Here is an 18,199-nt window from a genome sequence, read left to right as displayed (position 1 = left end):
CGGGCGGTTTTTGCCCGGTTTTTCTTATCTATTGGTCTTTGAGAGTTTAACCTTCTCTATGAAGGGTATTACATAAACCCAAACAGACGAAAAAGGGGCAAATTAGCTTGAATATTGATGGTTTTGTTAAAAATGTGGAAGCCTTTTCTGACTGGTTATGGGGAGTCCCTCTCATCTCTTTGTTGCTGATCAGCGGGCTGTATTTGACGGTCTTATTAAAGTTCTTTCAATTCAGATACCCGATCTACATACTGAAACAAACAATGGGAAGCGTCTTTAAAGAGCCGAAAGGAAAAGGAACGCTGACGCCATTCCAGTCGCTGACATCCGAGCTGTCATGTACGATCGGGGCTGCAAATATTGTAGGGGTCCCGGCAGCCATCATGTTCGGCGGCCCGGGGGCTGTTTTCTGGATGTGGGTCATTGCCTTTATCGGCATGTCTTTGAAGTTTGCGGAAAGTGTACTTGCTATTCGATATCGGGAGAAAAATGAAAAAGGGGAATATGTCGGCGGGCCGATGTATTATATGACAAAAGGATTGAAAATGAAATGGCTGGGAGTCTGGTTTTCGGTGGCTCTTATGATCGAGCTCATTCCCAGCATGATGGTCCAGGGAAATTCTGTTGCTTCCACTGTCTTTGAAACTGTAAAAGTCCCTCCGATATATACAGGCATTGCCGCAGCTGTCATCATCTCTTTGGTAGTTTTCGGTGGAATCAAAAGGATCGGCCGTGTGACCGAGATTGTGGTCCCGTTCATGGCCATTTTTTATGTTGGAGCCGCATTAGTGATTCTTTTTATGAATATCGGCCATTTGCCCGGAGTGTTAAAACTGATTTTTACCTCTGCCTTCCAGCCGCTGTCCGCAGTCGGAGGCTTTACCGGCGCAGCCATAGCACAAACGATCCGCTGGGGCTTTGCCAGAGGCCTGTATTCGAATGAAGCCGGGCTTGGCACAACGCCGATCGCCCATGCTCCGGCTACTACAGATCATCCTGTCAGGCAAGGGTTCTGGTCGGTCATCGGTATTGTTGTAGATACGCTGATTGTTTGCACTGCCACTGCTTTTGTTGTCCTTTCATCCGGAGTTTGGCTGGAAAAAGGGGCAGTATCTAATCCTTCCGGTCTCACAACCGTAGCGTTTACCAAATTCTTTGGAGCAGCCGGAAGTTATATTGTGACGCTCGCACTCATTTTCTTTGTGTTATCGACAATGGTTGTTCTGGTTTTCTATGGAGCGAAGCAGGCTGAATTCCTGTTCGGGTTGAGGGCTGCACGGGTGATGGAAGTTGTCTATGTGGCTGCGATTATATTGGGTGCCGTCGGCGCTGCCCAAGTCATTTGGAGTTTCCTGGATATTGCACTTGCTGCCATCCTCATTCCAAACGTCATTGCTGTGTTGCTTTTAAGCAAAGAAGTGAAGCAGTTGAAGGAAGAATTCTTCACCTCTGAAAAATATTATTTGAAAGATGTCAAAGAGGAGAACACGAAGACGGGCTGATATAGCCTTAAGGTAAAAGCCGGTATGTTTCTATGAAAATAGAGAGATGCCGGTTTTTTTATGTTACAATCTTTACAGCATAATAGCCGAAAAGGAAGAAAATCATGAGCAAACAACATGTACCAATCAAGAAAAATGATGAAATAGATGTCATCTTTGAAGACTTGACCCATGACGGAAAAGGCGTGGCCAAAGTGGATGGCTATCCGTTATTTGTGGCGGGTGTTTTACCGGGTGAAAAAGCGAAAATCAAGGTGACCAAGCTGAACAAAGGCTATGGCTTCGGCAGCTTGGTCGAGTTGTATGAAAAAAGCGAGTTCAGAATCGAGCCGGACTGCCCGATTTTTGCAGAGTGTGGAGGCTGCCAATTGCAGCACATCAGTTATGAAGGGCAGCTGCAGGCGAAAGAAAAGCAGGTACGGGATGTGTTGGGGCGGATTGGTAAGCTTGAAAATGTAAAAGTGCATCCGGTTTTGGGAATGAAAAATCCGTGGCATTACCGGAATAAGGCGCAGGTGCCGATCGGTGAGCGTGAGGGCGGGCTTGTCGGCGGTTTTTATAAGCAGCGTTCTCACGAAATTATTGATATGGAAGCATGCCTCATCCAGCAGGAGGAGAACGATGAAGTTTTACAAAAAGTGAAGGCGATCTGCGGGGAATTCGGAATCAGGGCATACAACGAGAAGTCGCACAAAGGGACATTGCGCCACATCATGATCCGTTCCGGAAAGGTGACTGGCGAAATCATGGTCGTGCTGATCACCCGCACGCCCGATATTCCGAACCGGAGGAAGCTTGTGGAAAGAATTGTTTCCGAAGTGCCGGGAATCAAATCGGTGGTACAAAATGTGAACACGAAGCGGACCAATGTCATTTTCGGGGAGCAAACAAACGTGCTGTGGGGCGAAGAATTCATCTATGACTACATCGGCGACGTGAAATTTGCAATCTCCGCCCGTTCCTTCTACCAGGTAAACCCCGACCAGACGAAAGTGCTGTACGACAAGGCGTTGGAATACGCAGGCCTGAGCGGGGAAGAAACTGTCATCGACGCCTATTGTGGGATTGGAACCATCTCCCTGTTCTTGGCGCAGCGGGCGAATAAAGTGTACGGCGTTGAAATCGTGCCGGAGGCAATCGAAGACGCCATGCGGAACGCTGAGCTGAACGGCATAACAAACGTTGAATTTGAAGTGGGAGAGGCGGAAAAAGTCATCCCGCAGTGGTACGAGCAAGGCGTGCAGGCTGACGTTTTGGTTGTCGACCCTCCAAGAAAGGGCTGTGACGAAACCCTGTTGGAGACCATCATCGAAATGAAGCCCAAGAAATTGGTCTATGTTTCGTGCAATCCTGCAACATTGGCGAGAGATCTGCGGATCTTGGAGGACGGCGGCTATGAAACCATGCAGGTGCAGCCGGTGGATATGTTTCCGCATACGACGCATGTGGAGTGTGTGGCCAAGTTAAGATTAAAACCGTCCCCCTAAAATAAACATCTCTCACTAAAAACAAACATCTTTCAATCCAACCCCGATTTCGTGACAATAAAACATTTCCGAAGTCGGGGTCTTTTTCTTTACAGAGGAATTTGACAAGTGTTTAGAAATGGGTGGAAATATATAATTAAAATAACAAAATATTTAATATATAAGGAGTGTTGCAAATGAGCGAAAGAACCACAACTAATATAGTAACACTTGAAGAATGGGATATTCCTGGATTAATTGCACTTTCAGCATCAATTGGATGGGACTATGATAAAGATGAAATTAATACAGTGATGTCATCTGGTAAAATTTACGGACACAAGACCAAAGAGGGTAAAATAGTATCTAGTGCGGCAATTATTCCATATGGACCATGTCTGGCATCTATTGGTATGGTCATTGTTCATCAAGATTATAGAGGTAAAGGACTTGGAAGAAAAGTAACACAAAAATGTTTAGATTCTGTTTCTGGCGATACCAAGGTGATGCTAATAGCAACAGATGAAGGAAAACCAATGTATGAGAGTTTGGGGTTTAGTTTTACAGACAGCGTTCATAAATATATCTGTGACAACTATCTTACTATGAAATCAAACGATACTTTGAATGCTGAGATAATTCCGATGCGTAAGGAAGATTTATCTCAAGTTGTAAAGATAGATAAGGATGCATTTGGTGAAGAAAGAAGGACCTTTCTTATCAACCGGATTAACCAAGCGAAAGAGTCTCTAGTTGTCAAAAGTTCAGATGGAACTATCATAGGATACGGTTTGTCTATTTTAGGGCCTATTAATCTAATACTTGGACCTATTGTAGCACCTAATCATCATACAGCGTCTTTATTAATTGATAAATTAGCTAACAATCATCAAGGTAAATTAAGAATCGATATTCCTTCAGGTAATGAGGATTTTATGTCCCATTTAGAAAAATGCGGATTTGTAAAAGTAAGTCAACCACCTATAATGATTAAAAATTCAAAGCAATTACCGCCACGTAATAAAACATTATATGGAATAGCTGCACAGGTTTTTGGATAATATTGTTCTTCAGCAAAACCAGACAATAGAAGCTCATATGTTATTCAAGAAAAGGGCCGAGTTGCTGAAGATTAGTAAAGAATTTGGGAATGTCGATTAAAGTGTCTTTTCTATGTGTAGATGGGGCAGAAGGTTAACAATACATAATTTATGATTAGATGTAGGAGGTTTAACTAGATGAAGGTAAGTATCTTAAAAAAATGTGATGTCGAGGAAATGAAAAAACTATTTCTAGATGTATTTTCAAATGAACCTTGGTTTGATAAATGGAATAATGAAAAACAGTTAAATGCATATATGAAAGATTTAACTGAAAATAATAACTCACTTTCATTAGCTCTCTATGATGAAAAAGGTGAGCTCGTTGGTTGCTCATTAGGTTATGTTTTTAACTGGTGGGAAGGGCGGGAATATTTTATTAAGGAATTTTTTGTTTCGAGAAAAAAGCAAAATCAAGGGGCAGGTAGTACCTTTCTTACATTAATAAATAATATATTGAAGGCTGAAGAGATTAAGCATATAACATTAGCTACTGAAAAGACTGTTCCAGCCTATCATTTTTATCAAAAAAATGGATTTTCAGTTTTGAAAGACTCAGTGTACCTGGTAAAAAAAGTCTCTGAATGATTACTGAAGTTAAAGAGTGAAATGGTGTTTATCAATAGAATCTTAGTTATTCCACTATAGGGCGCGATTGTGGAACAATTATATTCAAGAATAGAACTATTACTTTAATAACCTTATAGAACCGGTTAATATTTTGATTGACGATAAAAGATGAATTCATTCTTATATAAGATTAAATAATAAAGTCAGGGGTTTTGATATGAGGGTTTTGGGGCTAATTTTAATACTATTGATTTTAGGTTTTTTATTAGAACAAATAATAAATAAATTACTTGGTGTGAAAAAAAAGAAAGTCTCGGAAACTCCTGGTAGAAAAATTGACCGATGGGGAAGAGGTATTCTTGTAGTAGTTTTCTTATGTGGTTTTTCCTTTGTTATTGAGGCGGATAGGTCTGTAATAAAGTGGTTTTGGATTTCCTATTTAATTATCTTATTGGGTTTTCAGGCCATTTTGGAGTGGAAGTATCTTAAAGATTCAAATCAATATGTTACCACATTTATTTTTTTGCTGTTAGGCGTAGCTCTCATTTACAATATGGAGTATTTTATTCAATTATTAGGCTGGGATTAGTTTCTTGAACAAATAAAGAAGTGTGCTTGAACAGAAAGTCAAAGCCCTGTAGATCCTCGATAATCGAGCCAGATTGTAAGAAGCCAAATAGAAGAGGTGAGCAATAATGGAGGTAGTGAATATCGGTGATATTGTGTTTCAGATGATTTTTATTCTTCTTATAGTCCTGTTTTTTGTATCATTAACACTTTACGTCAGAAGAATATCGATTAATCAAAGAAAAAGAGCTCAGAATAATACGAAAATCGAGCAAAAGCTGGATAGAATAATTGAACTATTAGAGCAGGGTAAATTAAACAAATAAGTGAAAAAACAAAGAATGGACGGCTATTTGTCATGATTAAATACTTTGGAAAGAAAAATACATTTAGTAACGTACTGCTTGATACGGGCTGTTCAACGAGATGTTTTTATTGCAATTTCTTCACTTGATGTGTAAAGTGATAATAACGAAAGGAAGTGAGTCATATGAGAAAAAATACACTTGGTTCACTAATTTGGTTGCGTATTGCTCGTTTTACACATCAAAGTAATTTACTATCGAATGAATTTTTAAAACAGTTTGGTATTACGGCTGCACAGTTTGATGTATTAAATCAGGTTTCCGCTTCTCAGCCAATTACGCAAAGTCAGCTGGCTGTAAAAGTAACCGTGTCGGAGGGCGGGATTTCTCGTATGCTCACCCGACTTGAGAAAGAAGGATATATACAGCGTAAGCAGGACTGGAAAACCAAATGGATTACCCTTACTCAAAAAGGGGAAGATAAATTACATGAAGTTTTTGAACACCAACTTGCCTTCCAAACATCTATTCTGAATGACTGCTTGGCGGAGGAAGAGCAGAAAACACTATATATGCTGGTGACTAAACTACAAAAACATACCGAAAGCAAATTGGAAAATTAGCATTGCTTTTACTTGCAGTAAATGCAATGCTAATAATTTTTAAGTTATCATTTGATTAATCAAGTGACAATGGAGGGATTATTTATGTATAAGATTCCAGGACATCATCACATTTCAATGATTACAAAAAACGCAAGTCAAAATAATCATTTTTACCGCCATGTGCTTGGTTTGCGTCGTGTGAAAGTAACGGTGAACCAAGATGATCCGTCGATGTATCACTTGTTTTACGGAGATAGAACAGGCAGCCCAGGTACTGAACTATCGTTTTTTGAAATTCCGGCAGCGGGAAAAACTTATCGGGGTACAAATGCCATTACTAGAATCGGATTACTGGTTCCTTCAAAGGACAGTCTGCATTATTGGAAATCACGGTTTGATGAATATGGTGTGTACCATGGTGAGATCACAACTTATGCCAATCACCCTGCCTTGAAGTTCGAAGATCCTGAGGGGCTTCGTTTGGTGCTGCTCGTTTCAAACGGACAAAAGGCTAAGCACTGGGAAATATGGGAGAAATCCGAGGTGCCTGCCGAACAACAAATTCAAGGAATGGGATCTGTAGAAATATCGGTACGAAGACTTGATAAATTAGCAAGTACACTAAAAGATATTTTTGGCTATACAGAGATTAGCCGTACAGATGATGAAGCGATTTTTCAATCCATTAAAGGAGAGATTTTTGGAGAAATTGTCGTGAAATATGTAGACGGTCCATCTGAAAGACCAGGTCGCGGCAGTATTCATCATTTAGCCATTCGAGTGAAAAACGAAGAAGAACTTGCCTTCTGGGAAGAGCAGGTACGGGCACGGGGCTTCCATTCATCTGGCATAGTTGATCGTTTCTACTTTAAAAGCCTGTATTTCCGTGAATCAAACGGGATTTTATTTGAAATTGCAACCGATGGACCGGGCTTTACAATAGATGGGGATGTAGAACACTTAGGCGAAAAACTTGATTTGCCGCCAAATTTGGAAAAACGGCGGACGGAGATTGAAGCAAAACTATCTCCTATTGAAGAAAATTAATTGGCAAATCCCAAAGTGCAGCAGAAAAAACAGTAATTGGAGGAAAACAAAATGAACCACCTGAAAGGAATACACCACGTAACAGCTATTACAAGCAGTGCAGAAAAAAACTATGAATTTTTCACATATGTATTAGGTATGCGTCTAGTTAAAAAAACAGTCAATCAAGATGATATTCAAACCTATCATTTATTCTTTGCTGATGATAAGGGGAGTGCAGGAACAGACATGACATTCTTTGACTTCCCGGGCATTCCAAAAGGAGTACATGGCACAAACGAAATTTCAAAGACTTCTTTCCGTGTACCAACTGACGCAGCATTAGAATACTGGGTCAAGCGTTTTGATCGTTTAGAAATTAAACATTCCGGGATTACAGAGCAATTTGGCAAGAAAATTCTCCCTTTCGTTGATTTTGATGATCAACAATATCAATTGATTTCGGATGAACTCAATCAAGGTGTTGTACCAGGCACACCTTGGCAAAAAGGGCCAATTCCACTGGAATATGCAATTACCGGTTTGGGACCTGTCTTTGTTCGTATTGCGAACTTTGATTACTTTAAAGAAATGCTGGAAAAAGTTCTATTATTTACAGAGACTGCAAAAGAAGGATCATTCCATTTATTTGAAGTAGGGGAAGGCGGCAACGGTGCCTCAGTCATTGTAGAATACAATACGACTCTTCCTCAAGCCCGACAAGGTTACGGCACAGTACACCATGCGGCTTTTCGGGTAAAGGACCGGTCAGTATTGGATGAATGGACCCGGCGAATGAGCAGTTTTGGATTCTCTACATCCGGTTATGTAAATCGCCACTTTTTTGAGTCATTATACGCAAGAGTTGCACCACAAATTTTATTTGAGTTTGCTACGGATGGACCTGGTTTTATGGGAGATGAACCTTATGAAACGCTCGGGGAAAAATTATCATTGCCTCCATTCTTGGAACCTAAACGTGCTGAAATAGAAAAATTAGTTCGACCCATTGACACGGTGAGAAGTACAAAGGAGTTTATCAAAGAATAGACCAATCAAACGGGTTTCGGAAAAGCGAAACCTGCAGGGGGATAACGAATGAAGCATATGCAATTTGGTATAAGGGAATTTGCAATTAGGTAAAGATATAAAAAACAAAGCTGATCGTTGAAATGCCTTATCAAGCATGAAAAAATGAAGCTGAGCGGCTTTAACCCTGTATTCCATAGGGCTAAAGCCATTTCATCTTTTCCCCAGACATTTAGATTTTTTGGGCAGGAAGTGTGATCTGCGATTATTAACTTAAGTTTGATAAAAAGTGCCTATGCATGGTATAAGTTTAAAAGAAGCAGGAACATCCTTGCTTTTGATTTTGGAGACAAGGGTTTGACCTGGTGTCCCATAGTGAGAGGGTTTTGAATATGAATATGAAGGAGAATTTTTGGCGGGATTTACCACGGCCGTTTTTTATATTGGCACCAATGGAAGATGTGACAGATGTTGTTTTCCGTCATGTTGTGAGTGAAGCAGCCAGGCCGGATGTGTTTTTTACAGAGTTTACAAACACGGAAAGTTATTGTCACCCGGACGGGAAACAAAGTGTGCGCGGCCGTTTGACTTTTACAGAAGATGAACAGCCGATTGTGGCGCATATATGGGGAGATAAGTCTGAATACTTCCGCCAGATGAGTATAGGGATGGCGGAGATGGGGTTTAAGGGTGTGGATATCAATATGGGCTGCCCTGTGCACAATGTAGCATCAAAAGGGAAGGGGAGCGGGCTGATCCGCCATCCTGAAACAGCGGCTGAAATCGTACAGGCGGCAAAAGCAGGCGGATTGCCTGTAAGTGTGAAGACAAGGCTTGGCTACACGCATGTGGATGAGTGGCGCGATTGGCTGACACATATATTGAAGCAAGACATCGTGAATCTTTCCATTCATCTGCGCACCAAGAAGGAAATGAGCGATGTGCCTGCACATTGGGAGCTGATCCCGGAGATTAAGAAACTTCGTGATGAGGTGGCACCAGATACCCTTTTGACGATCAATGGGGATATTCCTGACCGCCAGACCGGCTTGGAGCTCGTTCAACAATACGGTGTGGATGGAGTGATGATCGGGCGTGGCATTTTTAAAAATCCTTTTGCCTTTGAAAAAGAGAAGAAAGACCATGGCAGTGAGGAACTGCTTGATCTCCTAAGGCTGCATCTTGACCTCTTTGATCAATATTCAAAATTAGAGCCGCGTCTATTCAAACCACTTCGCCGCTTTTTTAAGATATATGTCCGCGGTTTCCGGGGGGCGAGTGAATTGCGAAATCAATTGATGACGACAGAGTCAACAGATGACGTGCGGGCGATGCTCGATGATTTTGAGTCAAAGAATCTTGATGGAATAGAGAAACAGTAGAATGGTGAGCCCCCCTGTATAAAATGGGGGGGATGGTATTGTGTTTTTGACTAACGAATTAAAAGTGTTCTGTAATTGCTTCTACTGCAATCGGACCCGGTTGTTGACTTAAACGACCGTACCATTAAGTTGAAAAGGAACTCCTCAGGAATTAATCATTTATTATAGCTTTTCCTTGTTCATGTAACTTTTTTAAAGATGTAAGCATATGTTTTATTTCTTCATCGGAATGTCTTTCCCATGAACCTAATTCGGCTATTATTTTTAAAGGAGATTTAGACCTATAAGAACGTGTTGGGTTTCCAGGAAATCTTTTGTCAGTTAAGTTAGGATCATTTTCAAAATCACCTAACGGTTCTACAATATAAATTCTCTCCTTTGATTCAGATGTTGCTAATTCAGCACCCCATTTAGCAGCATCTAATGTTGCAGTAAAATATACATAGTTGGATTTTTTATCTTGGTAATTTGATAAGTGTTGTGGTTCTAATAAATCTCCAATATTTAGCTCTGCTTTAGTTCCATGAAAAACTGTGGCTATGAATGAGGAACTACATTNTTCCATGAAAAACTGTGGCTATGAATGAGGAACTACATTTATATAATTTGAGCTAAATAAATTATATTGGCGAACGGAGAATGTTTCTCGAATAAGCAGCTATCAGTAAATCCATTTTCGAATCCGATAGTTTTCCTCCGGAAGAATGGGAAAACCCGAGAACTCGGGCAGGTAACCATAGGTCCCTCCCCAAGAAGGTTACGAATCTATGTGTTTCTGAAAAAGCGTTAACCAAAGTAGACGGCCTCTCCAACGCTGATGAAGAAAAATTAATTCAACTTATATAGTTTCCGTTGCGGTAATAATTTTCTTCTGTCTTTTTTCGATTACCATATAGTAACGATTGAAAATCCGGTTAGAAGTGCTATAATAACAATATTCTACAATTCCATAGTATTCACTCATATAATAGCAGGGATATGGCCTGCAAGTTTCTACCGATTTGCCGTTAACAAATCGACTATGGGTGGCAAATGACTGGAAAAATAAGGTTATATGGAAATCTTGTTTTTTTCCTATTTCTTTAAGATTTAAACTCGGAGACTTTGCTACCCTGCATTTAAAAAGGGGGCATCGTCTGCGAGTTTTTTGCATTTTAAATGAGTTAGTTGAAAGGGGACAACATTGTGAAGGCATTACAGGAGAAAATTGTTTCAGAAGGAAAAGTCCTGTCAGATACCGTGTTAAAAGTGGATTCGTTTTTAAACCATCAAATAGATCCGAATTTAATGAAGGAAATTGGCGAGGAATTTGCCGTCCGCTTTCAGGAAGCTGGTGTTACAAAAATTGTTACAATCGAGTCGTCCGGTATTGCTCCGGCAACGATGGCAGGACTTTTGATGAACGTCCCCGTTGTATTTGCCCGGAAAAGGAAGTCATTAACGTTATCAGAAAATCTTTATACTGCTCAAGTCCATTCTTTTACAAAAAAAGAAACAAATGAAATTTCCATTTCCGGTGATTTTGTTCAACAGGATGATGTTGTGTTGATTATTGATGATTTTTTGGCAAATGGACAAGCCGTTTTGGGTTTGCTGGATATGATTGAGCAGGCAGGAGCAAGTCTTGCGGGAGTTGGAATTGTCATTGAAAAAGGTTTCCAAACAGGCGGCCAATTGATCCGTGATCGTGGAATCCGGCTTGAATCACTTGCAAATGTTGCCTCATTAAAAAATGGAAAAGTCGAATTTATGGAAGAGAGTACCGTCCAATGAAAAATGCGCTGAAGTCCACCACATTGGGAATCCAGCATCTTTTGGCTATGTACGCAGGTGCGATTCTTGTGCCGTTGATTATCGGAAATTCGTTGGGATTTGATCATAAACAATTAACGTATCTTGTGTCGATTGACATTTTGATGTGTGGAGTTGCAACGCTGTTACAAATCACAAGTAACCGATTTGTGGGAATAGGTCTCCCCGTTGTGCTTGGCTGTACATTTACCGCGGTTGGCCCGATTATAAAAATCGGTGAGGAATTTGGCATTTCTGCCATTTACGGTTCCATCATTGCCTCCGGCTTGATCATCATGTTGATTAGTGTTTTTTTTGGCAAATTGATCAAATTTTTTCCGCCCGTTGTAACAGGCTCCGTCGTAACCATTATTGGGATTACGCTCATTCCAGTGGCTATCAATAATATGGGCGGCGGCCAAGATGCAGCAGACTTCGGGTCATTCTCGAATATTATCTTATCCTTTGGAACCTTATTAACGATCATCTTAATCTTTCGTTTTTCTACTGGCTTTATTCGGGCAATCTCCATATTACTTGGCCTTGGTGTTGGAACAATTGCGGCCGTTATCATGGGCAAGGTTGATTTTATGCCAGTACAGGATGCTGCCGTTGCACAAATCGTAAGACCCTTTTATTTTGGATCTCCGACATTTGAATGGTCGGCCATCCTTACGATGACAATAGTTGGGATGGTATCTTTGATAGAGTCTACAGGTGTTTATTTCGCCTTGAGTGATATTTGTGATAAGAAGTTGAAGGAAGAAGACTTGGCAAAAGGCTATCGTGCAGAAGGGCTGGCATCTGTCATTGGGGGTCTTTTCAACGCTTTCCCGTACACAACTTTTTCGCAAAATGTCGGTCTGATTCAAATGTCAGGTGTTCGGTCTCGAAAAGTGATTTTGATTACGGGTTCCATGTTAATCGCCCTTGGATTCCTGCCTAAAATTGCCGCAATCACAACCATTATTCCAACATCTGTTTTAGGGGGAGCGATGATGGCGATGTTTGGCATGGTCGTTTCTCAAGGAATTAAAATGCTAAGTAAAACTATTGCCGATTCCCAAGAAAACTCGATGATTATTGCTTGTTCTGTCGGCCTCGGTCTCGGCGTTACAGTTGCGCCTGACTTATTTTCAGCACTTCCATCAGGACTGCAAATATTGACAAGTAACGGTATTGTTGCGGGAAGTGTAACAGCCATTGCGCTTAATATTATATTTCATATGCTGCCAAATAAAAAGCGGCAGGAAACCGTTGTTGTATCGAAGCAAAGTGCATAAAAAGTAAAAGGGGTAGTCAGATATGGAGGAAAAAATTAAGGAGCTGACTCTGCTCCTGCTATACTTAACTTCATGGAAAGAGAATGACCTTCCAGCCGATATGAGACGAAGCTGGAAGGGCTATCCGTTTGAGGTTCTAAATGAACTTACTGATGAGGATTACATTCGAGGAAGTATAAAGTCGAAATCAGTTTATTTAACTGAGTCGGGCATTAAGGAAGCAAAGGAATTAATGAAGAAATATCTAAAGGATGATATGGCACGCAATAATCTTGAATGATAGATTTTTGCGATGAAGATTTGAGACTGGAGCATGTTTTTGACTAACGATGTAAAAAGTGGAAATGGATTTTACGATTTTATTATAATATATTGTACCGCCTAAGGATATTGATACAACGAACTTATAACTTCTTACCGTTATGCATGTCGAACAGCTAATCTTGCCGTGAGACATGGGGGCGCCAGGCACCTCACCATAGACAAAAGAAAATACCCTGCAGAGATCTCTCTCCACAGAGCCTTATTTCATCTGTTTAGCTGCTAATTATTCGGGAAATTTTGGGGCGTGCCAGGCACCGCCCCTCCGATACCGCTCCCTACACAATAACTCTATGGACTTCTTCACGAATGACATCATCATGTATTTTCTTCAAATCAGCTGCTGATGCATGGTGGTCGCTTAGCCATACTTTATGATTGGATATCAGTCTCTCGGTAAAGTTACGGGCCCACCGGGCATTTGCCTTTTCAGTGATTGGTAATTTGGCGTAAACTTCTTTTACAACAGATCTTAATAAAGGAACGTTTACTTCCCAATTTTTTGTCATAGTTTTCTCCACAATTGTGGCAATTTCATCCGGGCTATAGTCAGGGAATGTAATTTTCAGCGGAATACGGGACCGCAAACCGGGGTTGGCCCCTAAAAACTGTTCCATTTCGTCCGTATACCCTGCTAAAATAACGATAAATTTATCCCGGTAGTTTTCTAAATACGTTAATAACGTTTCTACCGCCTGTTTGCCGAAATCATTGCTTGACTGGCTGGTCAGCTGATAGGCTTCATCAATGAATAAGACGCCGCCCAGCGACTGCTCCAGCACTTCTTTTGTCTGTTTCTCTGTATGTCCGACATAGCCTCCGACCAGATCAGAACGATCAACGGTTTTTACATTCGGTGTGGGCAAAACATCTAAATAATAGAATAGTTCAGCAATGATGTTGGCTACCGTTGTCTTTCCCGTTCCGGGGTTTCCGGCGAAAATCATATGATACGAAGGTTTTTCAGTGCCGCCCCCATCTTCAGCCAGCAAACGGTCTATTTTCACTTGTTTAATCAGTCGATGAACATATTCCTTTACATCCGTCAATCCGATTAAGCTGTCTAATTGATACAGCAAGTCTTGTATCTTGTCGTCTTTATCCAATTGCTGATTTCCCGTTAATACATCGAAATCTTCATCCAGTATGGTTTGTGTATCATCTGATCCTGTTTCGATGACACGGTTCGCCATCGACTGTATAAGCTTTTCGTTGATGTTTCTGACCCACCGGGCATTACTCTGATCAACGCTGTATGAATACAACCGTTGAATGACCTGCTTATATTTTTGCTCATCAACAATATAATCTTCATTCGTAATGTTCATATAGCCGATTTCGGCAATTTCTTCCGGTGAATAATCATCGAAATAGAACTTATTTGGAATCCGCGATTCCAGCCCGCTGTTCATCTTTAAAAACTTGTTCATGTCGTCTGTATAGCCCGCAAAAATAATCATCGTGTCCTCGCGATGATCTTCCATAAAAGTTAAAATCGTATCAATGGCCTCTTTGCCAAAGTCATTCTCGGAATCACTGTTCAAGGCATAAGCTTCATCAATAAATAAAATGCCGCCTCTGCTTCTTTCTAAAATTTCTTGGGTTTTGGTTGCGGTTGTACCGATATATTCACCGACCAAGTCTTTTCGTGTCACTTCGATAAAATGATCTGTGCCAATGACACCCGTTTCGTAGAGGACACGGCCCAAGATCCGTGCAACAGTCGTTTTTCCTGTACCAGGATTTCCCATAAACAGGGAATGCAATGTCAATGATGTTGTTTTAAACCCTTGTTCTTTTCTCGATTGATTAAACTTGACTGTGTTGATAAACTTCATCACTTGCTCTTTCAGACTATGAAGCCCGTATAAATCTTGTAATTCTTCCAAACCCGGCTTTGACTCGCCGCTATGCTGGGGCTCGGTTTCTTCGATTGTATCCTCTGGGTGCTCCGTCAAATATGGGTCTGCATAATTTGGCTGCGCAGCCTGAACCGCACCTAATACGACATTTTCCGTTTCTTGTTCTGCTTCTTCGCCGTCAGTATAAACGACGACTTTGTCCTTATCACCGGCAATATCGACCGTGCTTTGTTTATCATGGTGTGCAACTATTTGCAGATATTCGCCTACTGTTGTTTCCTTGATCGTCAAAGTAGATTGGTCGACAGAAAAAGTCACAATACTTTCGTCAACATTCACAGAGTGAAAATTTGCCCGTGAACCCTTTTCCAAATAAATATTATAAAGTGAACCCACACCTGGGAAGTCAGTCATACCTGTTCCGTTGACCATCCCATTATCCGAAAGAGTAATTGCTACGCGGATCTGTGTTTGATGTAATTGAATGGAAGATTGATAGGCACAAAGTGAATCTACAATCGAATAGCGGATCTCCGCTTCCGATTGTTCTGAAAGATGCACACCGCTATCCCTTTCTTCAGAAAAATACGCTTCAGACGCATGCATATTCAGTTTCGATTGTTCACACCATATCGCCGGATAATCTCCGGACAGTTCGCCATGAATGATCACTTTATCCAAATTGACTGTCGACCGCCCTTTAATATTGATCGCATTCCGGTTATGGGGTGCGTGGAGCGTGACATTTGATAAGGATAGCGAAGATTGATTATGAACGACGAAACGGCCAAATAAGACGACGTCACCCGGATTATTCCCAATCCCCTTGATTTCTACATTTTTCACATTAAAACCTTCAATAAAATGGTATTCTCCCGGATATAGAAAAATAACATCCCCCGGTTTGCTTGCGTTAAGAGCATCCTCTAACTTCTTTCTTCTGCCTTTTCCGACTTTCCAAATACTTCTCATCAATGATGCACCTACTTACTTAAATTTTTAACGTCATTTATCGCAATGATTAATCCTAAAATTCCGATAATAAAAGTATAATGCCATATCATAATATAGATGATGAGTTTGACCACAAGAACAAAGACAGCGGCAAAAATATTTGATGAGTCCGGATTTGTCTTATAAGATGGGTATATAATTGTCCGAATGAATGAGAAGGAAGGATAAAAGAAATTCGCTATCTTTCCCATAAGCATAGCGGAAAATGGAAACAGTATCAGATTGACAATATTCACAAAAAACGGAAGGTGAAATGTTGGACTTATAAATTGATATATGAGAAACGCAACAATATATGTAAAGGCCCAAAACTTAATAGACTGTAACTTCATCGTGTTTTTTATCACTGTCTGATACGAAAGGTTTCTTCCTGAAACACCTGCTGCCTTTGTCCCAAATAAATGCTCTTTACTTTCCATAACCTCCATTAACCTCTCCTTCTTTTCAACCTCTAAATTATGTTGCATGGACCAACTATACTATTATCATCGGATAAAATGACACGATTTTCAATAGAGAAAGAGTTGATTGTTGTTCTGCCTGTTTTGCTAAGAATATAATTGTCAACCATATGGTGCACACAAAAGGAGAGATTTTATGTCCGGAACTAAACGGGAAAATATAAAACAAGGTATGAAAGTACAAGTTGTACAAAAACAGGACCAGCGCTCCGGAAAGCTGACTGAAGGTGTGGTTAAGGATATACTAACAAACTCAGCCACCCATCATCATGGTATTAAGGTTCGACTTGAAGGCGGTATTGTTGGCAGAGTGAAGGAAATTTTGGAGTAGATATTAAAGAAGCAGGTACTAAGCCCTCATGCTTTATATTTTATTTTAGAAACACGCCAGTATGGACCCGCTTTTTGGAGGGGATCAATAGTATGATTTCGGCGGCGAATACAGTAAAACATGTGTGGTATAATGAAGGGTAAATTTCGAAATGGCAGTGATTAAAATGTTATCGCAACAAGAAATTCTTGAGAAACTTTCAAAAAACTTGAAAATGTGGAAAACACAATACGGGGTCAATCGTATCGCTTTGTTTGGCTCCTATATTCATGAAGAGCAAAAGGAAACGAGTGATATCGATCTGCTGGTCGAATTTGATGAGCAGGCTATGACATTTGATCATTATATGGATTTAAAATTTGATCTTGAAGATCTTTTTCAAAAGCCAGTCGATCTGGTTATTTTGGATGATATTAAGCCGGCGCTTAAACCGAGAATTCTCAGGAGCGCTAAATATGCAGAGGGAGCCTAAAGTCTTTTTAGTCTAATTTATGTTCTCTAAAAAAAGCCACTATTGAACTGAACATTTGAACTGAACATTTTTATACTTTTGATAAAAAAGAGCTTTAAGGAGGGGCCAATATGTACGGTGAATGGGGATAGCGCATCAGACGTAATTTCCCCAATTTTTTATGGTAATATGGATAAAGCTTAATATGGATCCATTTTTCGGAGGTTTTTATGAAAAAAGTCGCTGTCATACAAGATTTGTCATCTTTTGGTAAATGTTCATTAACAGCTGCCATTCCGGTTCTTTCGGTCATGGGCGTGCAGGCATGTCCTTTGCCGACAGCTATTTTGTCTGCGCAAACTGATTATCCAAGTTTCTTTTATGAGGATTTAACATCTAAAATGCAATACTTCGAAGAGGAATGGAGCAAGCTGAATGTAACTTTTGACGGAATCTATACCGGCTTTGTTACCGGGAGAGAGCAAATTGATAATATTTTCCGCTTTTTAGATAAGTTTTATCATAAAGAAACGCTTTTACTTGTTGATCCCATAATGGGAGATAGAGGTGAGGCCTATAAGCTTTTTACAGATGACATGCTGGTGCGAATGAAAGAGCTTGTGGAGTGTGCGGATGTAATTACACCAAATGTTACGGAGTGCTGTCTATTAACAGGATTATCCTATGAAAAACTACATAATTATACAAATGAAAAGGACTTCCTTAAAGCACTTGAAGAAGTTGGGACTATTATGCAGCAGGAAACGGGTGCTAAGGTTATTATCACTGGTGTGAATCCACCATCAGCAGATACGGATAAGCAGTTTATTGGAAATATGTATTTGGACGGAGACAGGACTTTTTTTAGTGCTACGCCCTATAATGGCAAAAGCTATTCCGGCACCGGTGACTTGTTTGCATCTGTGATGATGGGAAGCATGATGCGTGGAGAGGATCTTAAAAAGTCGATTCAACTTGCAGAAAAGTTCCTGTCAGCAGCAATCAACGATACCAGCTTGGAGCAAACTCCGGAAGTGGCAGGGGTTAACTTCGAAAAATATTTAGGAATGCTACTTTAAATAAAGCGAATTAAATATTTTTTAACATATATAATTTGAGCTAAATAAATTATA

The 18,199-nt window shown here is 40.4% G+C and carries 19 protein-coding genes and 1 riboswitch; of the genes, 16 read left to right on the top strand and 3 right to left on the bottom strand.

Translation table 11 applies throughout. The features are described from left to right. Positions 1-113: 113 nt before the first annotated feature. From D4N35_RS16390 to D4N35_RS16345, 10 genes are all read left to right on the top strand, one after another. The gene (locus D4N35_RS16390) at positions 114-1,502 is read left to right on the top strand and encodes an alanine/glycine:cation symporter family protein (protein ID WP_120075616.1); all 1,389 of its coding nucleotides are present in this window, start codon (positions 114-116) and stop codon (positions 1,500-1,502) included. A 104-nt stretch (positions 1,503-1,606) separates the two neighbouring features. Next, on the top strand, positions 1,607-2,989 hold the full coding sequence (rlmD, locus tag D4N35_RS16385; RefSeq protein WP_120075611.1) for a 23S rRNA (uracil(1939)-C(5))-methyltransferase RlmD: 1,383 nt from the start codon (positions 1,607-1,609) through the stop codon (positions 2,987-2,989). 176 nt (positions 2,990-3,165) lie between these two features. Then, complete coding sequence (locus D4N35_RS16380; protein ID WP_120075609.1) at positions 3,166-4,029, top strand: GNAT family N-acetyltransferase; 864 nt, start codon at positions 3,166-3,168, stop codon at positions 4,027-4,029. 177 nt (positions 4,030-4,206) lie between these two features. Then, entirely contained in the window at positions 4,207-4,656 is a 450-nt protein-coding gene (locus D4N35_RS16375) for a GNAT family N-acetyltransferase (protein ID WP_120075607.1), read from the top strand. A gap of 199 nt (positions 4,657-4,855) precedes the next feature. Then, positions 4,856-5,227 (top strand): DUF4181 domain-containing protein, encoded by a 372-nt coding sequence (locus D4N35_RS16370; protein ID WP_120075606.1) that lies wholly within the window; start codon positions 4,856-4,858, stop codon positions 5,225-5,227. Between the two features lie 106 nt (positions 5,228-5,333). After that, the gene (locus D4N35_RS16365; RefSeq protein WP_268920384.1) at positions 5,334-5,531 is read left to right on the top strand and encodes a DUF4083 domain-containing protein; all 198 of its coding nucleotides are present in this window, start codon (positions 5,334-5,336) and stop codon (positions 5,529-5,531) included. A gap of 164 nt (positions 5,532-5,695) precedes the next feature. Next, entirely contained in the window at positions 5,696-6,133 is a 438-nt protein-coding gene (locus D4N35_RS16360; protein WP_120075604.1) for a MarR family winged helix-turn-helix transcriptional regulator, read from the top strand. 84 nt (positions 6,134-6,217) lie between these two features. Then, positions 6,218-7,162: a ring-cleaving dioxygenase gene (locus D4N35_RS16355; RefSeq protein ID WP_120075603.1), complete on the top strand. Its 945-nt coding sequence runs from the start codon at positions 6,218-6,220 to the stop codon at positions 7,160-7,162. A 51-nt stretch (positions 7,163-7,213) separates the two neighbouring features. Further along, entirely contained in the window at positions 7,214-8,191 is a 978-nt protein-coding gene (locus D4N35_RS16350) for a ring-cleaving dioxygenase (RefSeq protein ID WP_120075601.1), read from the top strand. A gap of 377 nt (positions 8,192-8,568) precedes the next feature. Beyond that, positions 8,569-9,552 carry a tRNA dihydrouridine synthase gene (locus D4N35_RS16345; protein ID WP_164876411.1) on the top strand — a complete coding sequence of 328 codons (984 nt, stop codon included), beginning with the start codon at positions 8,569-8,571 and terminating at the stop codon, positions 9,550-9,552. Between the two features lie 151 nt (positions 9,553-9,703). Here the strand turns inward: D4N35_RS16345 and arr are convergent, their stop codons facing one another. Next, positions 9,704-10,117: an NAD(+)--rifampin ADP-ribosyltransferase gene (arr, locus tag D4N35_RS16340; RefSeq protein WP_120075598.1), complete on the bottom strand. Its 414-nt coding sequence runs from the start codon at positions 10,115-10,117 to the stop codon at positions 9,704-9,706. Between the two features lie 375 nt (positions 10,118-10,492). Beyond that, positions 10,493-10,594: riboswitch (purine riboswitch) on the top strand. A 143-nt stretch (positions 10,595-10,737) separates the two neighbouring features. Here arr and D4N35_RS16335 point away from each other — a divergent pair. The 3 genes from D4N35_RS16335 to D4N35_RS16325 are packed head-to-tail and all read left to right on the top strand — an operon-like array spanning position 10,738 to position 12,906. Then, the gene (locus tag D4N35_RS16335) at positions 10,738-11,325 is read left to right on the top strand and encodes a xanthine phosphoribosyltransferase (RefSeq protein ID WP_120075596.1); all 588 of its coding nucleotides are present in this window, start codon (positions 10,738-10,740) and stop codon (positions 11,323-11,325) included. Further along, complete coding sequence (locus D4N35_RS16330; protein ID WP_128205420.1) at positions 11,322-12,626, top strand: nucleobase:cation symporter-2 family protein; 1,305 nt, start codon at positions 11,322-11,324, stop codon at positions 12,624-12,626. The genes D4N35_RS16335 and D4N35_RS16330 overlap by 4 nt, the downstream gene beginning before the upstream one ends. A 22-nt stretch (positions 12,627-12,648) precedes the next feature. After that, positions 12,649-12,906, top strand: a complete 258-nt coding sequence (locus D4N35_RS16325; protein ID WP_120075594.1) for a DUF6429 family protein — start codon at positions 12,649-12,651, stop codon at positions 12,904-12,906. Positions 12,907-13,225: 319 nt separating this feature from the next. Here D4N35_RS16325 and D4N35_RS16320 read toward each other — a convergent pair whose 3' ends face one another. Both D4N35_RS16320 and D4N35_RS16315 read right to left on the bottom strand, forming a co-directional pair. Continuing rightward, a complete protein-coding gene (locus D4N35_RS16320) occupies positions 13,226-15,781 on the bottom strand; it encodes an AAA family ATPase (RefSeq protein WP_120075593.1) in 2,556 nt (851 codons plus the stop codon). Between the two features lie 11 nt (positions 15,782-15,792). Further along, positions 15,793-16,251, bottom strand: coding sequence for a hypothetical protein (locus D4N35_RS16315; protein WP_120075591.1), 459 nt, complete (start codon positions 16,249-16,251; stop codon positions 15,793-15,795). 169 nt (positions 16,252-16,420) lie between these two features. Here D4N35_RS16315 and D4N35_RS16310 point away from each other — a divergent pair, with 169 nt between their 5' ends. The 3 genes from D4N35_RS16310 (at position 16,421) to D4N35_RS16300 (ending at position 18,145) form a co-directional block, all read left to right on the top strand. After that, the gene (locus D4N35_RS16310) at positions 16,421-16,615 is read left to right on the top strand and encodes a YwbE family protein (RefSeq protein ID WP_120075589.1); all 195 of its coding nucleotides are present in this window, start codon (positions 16,421-16,423) and stop codon (positions 16,613-16,615) included. 151 nt (positions 16,616-16,766) lie between these two features. Continuing rightward, the gene (locus tag D4N35_RS16305; RefSeq protein ID WP_120075588.1) at positions 16,767-17,087 is read left to right on the top strand and encodes a nucleotidyltransferase family protein; all 321 of its coding nucleotides are present in this window, start codon (positions 16,767-16,769) and stop codon (positions 17,085-17,087) included. 209 nt (positions 17,088-17,296) lie between these two features. Next, complete coding sequence (locus D4N35_RS16300) at positions 17,297-18,145, top strand: pyridoxamine kinase (protein WP_120075586.1); 849 nt, start codon at positions 17,297-17,299, stop codon at positions 18,143-18,145. Positions 18,146-18,199 lie beyond the last annotated feature (54 nt).

Source organism: Siminovitchia fortis (genome assembly GCF_003605365.2).
GTDB lineage: Bacteria > Bacillota > Bacilli > Bacillales > Bacillaceae_C > Siminovitchia > Siminovitchia fortis.
Note: the sequence above shows the minus strand (reverse complement) of the source record. Positions and strands in the feature narration are given on the sequence as shown.

Coding starts and splice junctions, on each gene's coding strand:
- D4N35_RS16350 (WP_120075601.1), top strand. CDS start 7,214: ATGAACCACCTGAAAGGAATACACCACGTAACAGCTATTACAAGCAGT.
- D4N35_RS16330 (WP_128205420.1), top strand. CDS start 11,322: ATGAAAAATGCGCTGAAGTCCACCACATTGGGAATCCAGCATCTTTTG.
- D4N35_RS16300 (WP_120075586.1), top strand. CDS start 17,297: ATGAAAAAAGTCGCTGTCATACAAGATTTGTCATCTTTTGGTAAATGT.
- D4N35_RS16305 (WP_120075588.1), top strand. CDS start 16,767: ATGGCAGTGATTAAAATGTTATCGCAACAAGAAATTCTTGAGAAACTT.
- D4N35_RS16325 (WP_120075594.1), top strand. CDS start 12,649: ATGGAGGAAAAAATTAAGGAGCTGACTCTGCTCCTGCTATACTTAACT.
- D4N35_RS16310 (WP_120075589.1), top strand. CDS start 16,421: ATGTCCGGAACTAAACGGGAAAATATAAAACAAGGTATGAAAGTACAA.
- D4N35_RS16375 (WP_120075607.1), top strand. CDS start 4,207: ATGAAGGTAAGTATCTTAAAAAAATGTGATGTCGAGGAAATGAAAAAA.
- D4N35_RS16380 (WP_120075609.1), top strand. CDS start 3,166: ATGAGCGAAAGAACCACAACTAATATAGTAACACTTGAAGAATGGGAT.
- D4N35_RS16365 (WP_268920384.1), top strand. CDS start 5,334: ATGGAGGTAGTGAATATCGGTGATATTGTGTTTCAGATGATTTTTATT.
- D4N35_RS16370 (WP_120075606.1), top strand. CDS start 4,856: ATGAGGGTTTTGGGGCTAATTTTAATACTATTGATTTTAGGTTTTTTA.
- rlmD (WP_120075611.1), top strand. CDS start 1,607: ATGAGCAAACAACATGTACCAATCAAGAAAAATGATGAAATAGATGTC.
- D4N35_RS16315 (WP_120075591.1), bottom strand. CDS start 16,251: ATGGAGGTTATGGAAAGTAAAGAGCATTTATTTGGGACAAAGGCAGCA.
- D4N35_RS16355 (WP_120075603.1), top strand. CDS start 6,218: ATGTATAAGATTCCAGGACATCATCACATTTCAATGATTACAAAAAAC.
- D4N35_RS16345 (WP_164876411.1), top strand. CDS start 8,569: ATGAAGGAGAATTTTTGGCGGGATTTACCACGGCCGTTTTTTATATTG.
- D4N35_RS16320 (WP_120075593.1), bottom strand. CDS start 15,781: ATGAGAAGTATTTGGAAAGTCGGAAAAGGCAGAAGAAAGAAGTTAGAG.
- D4N35_RS16360 (WP_120075604.1), top strand. CDS start 5,696: ATGAGAAAAAATACACTTGGTTCACTAATTTGGTTGCGTATTGCTCGT.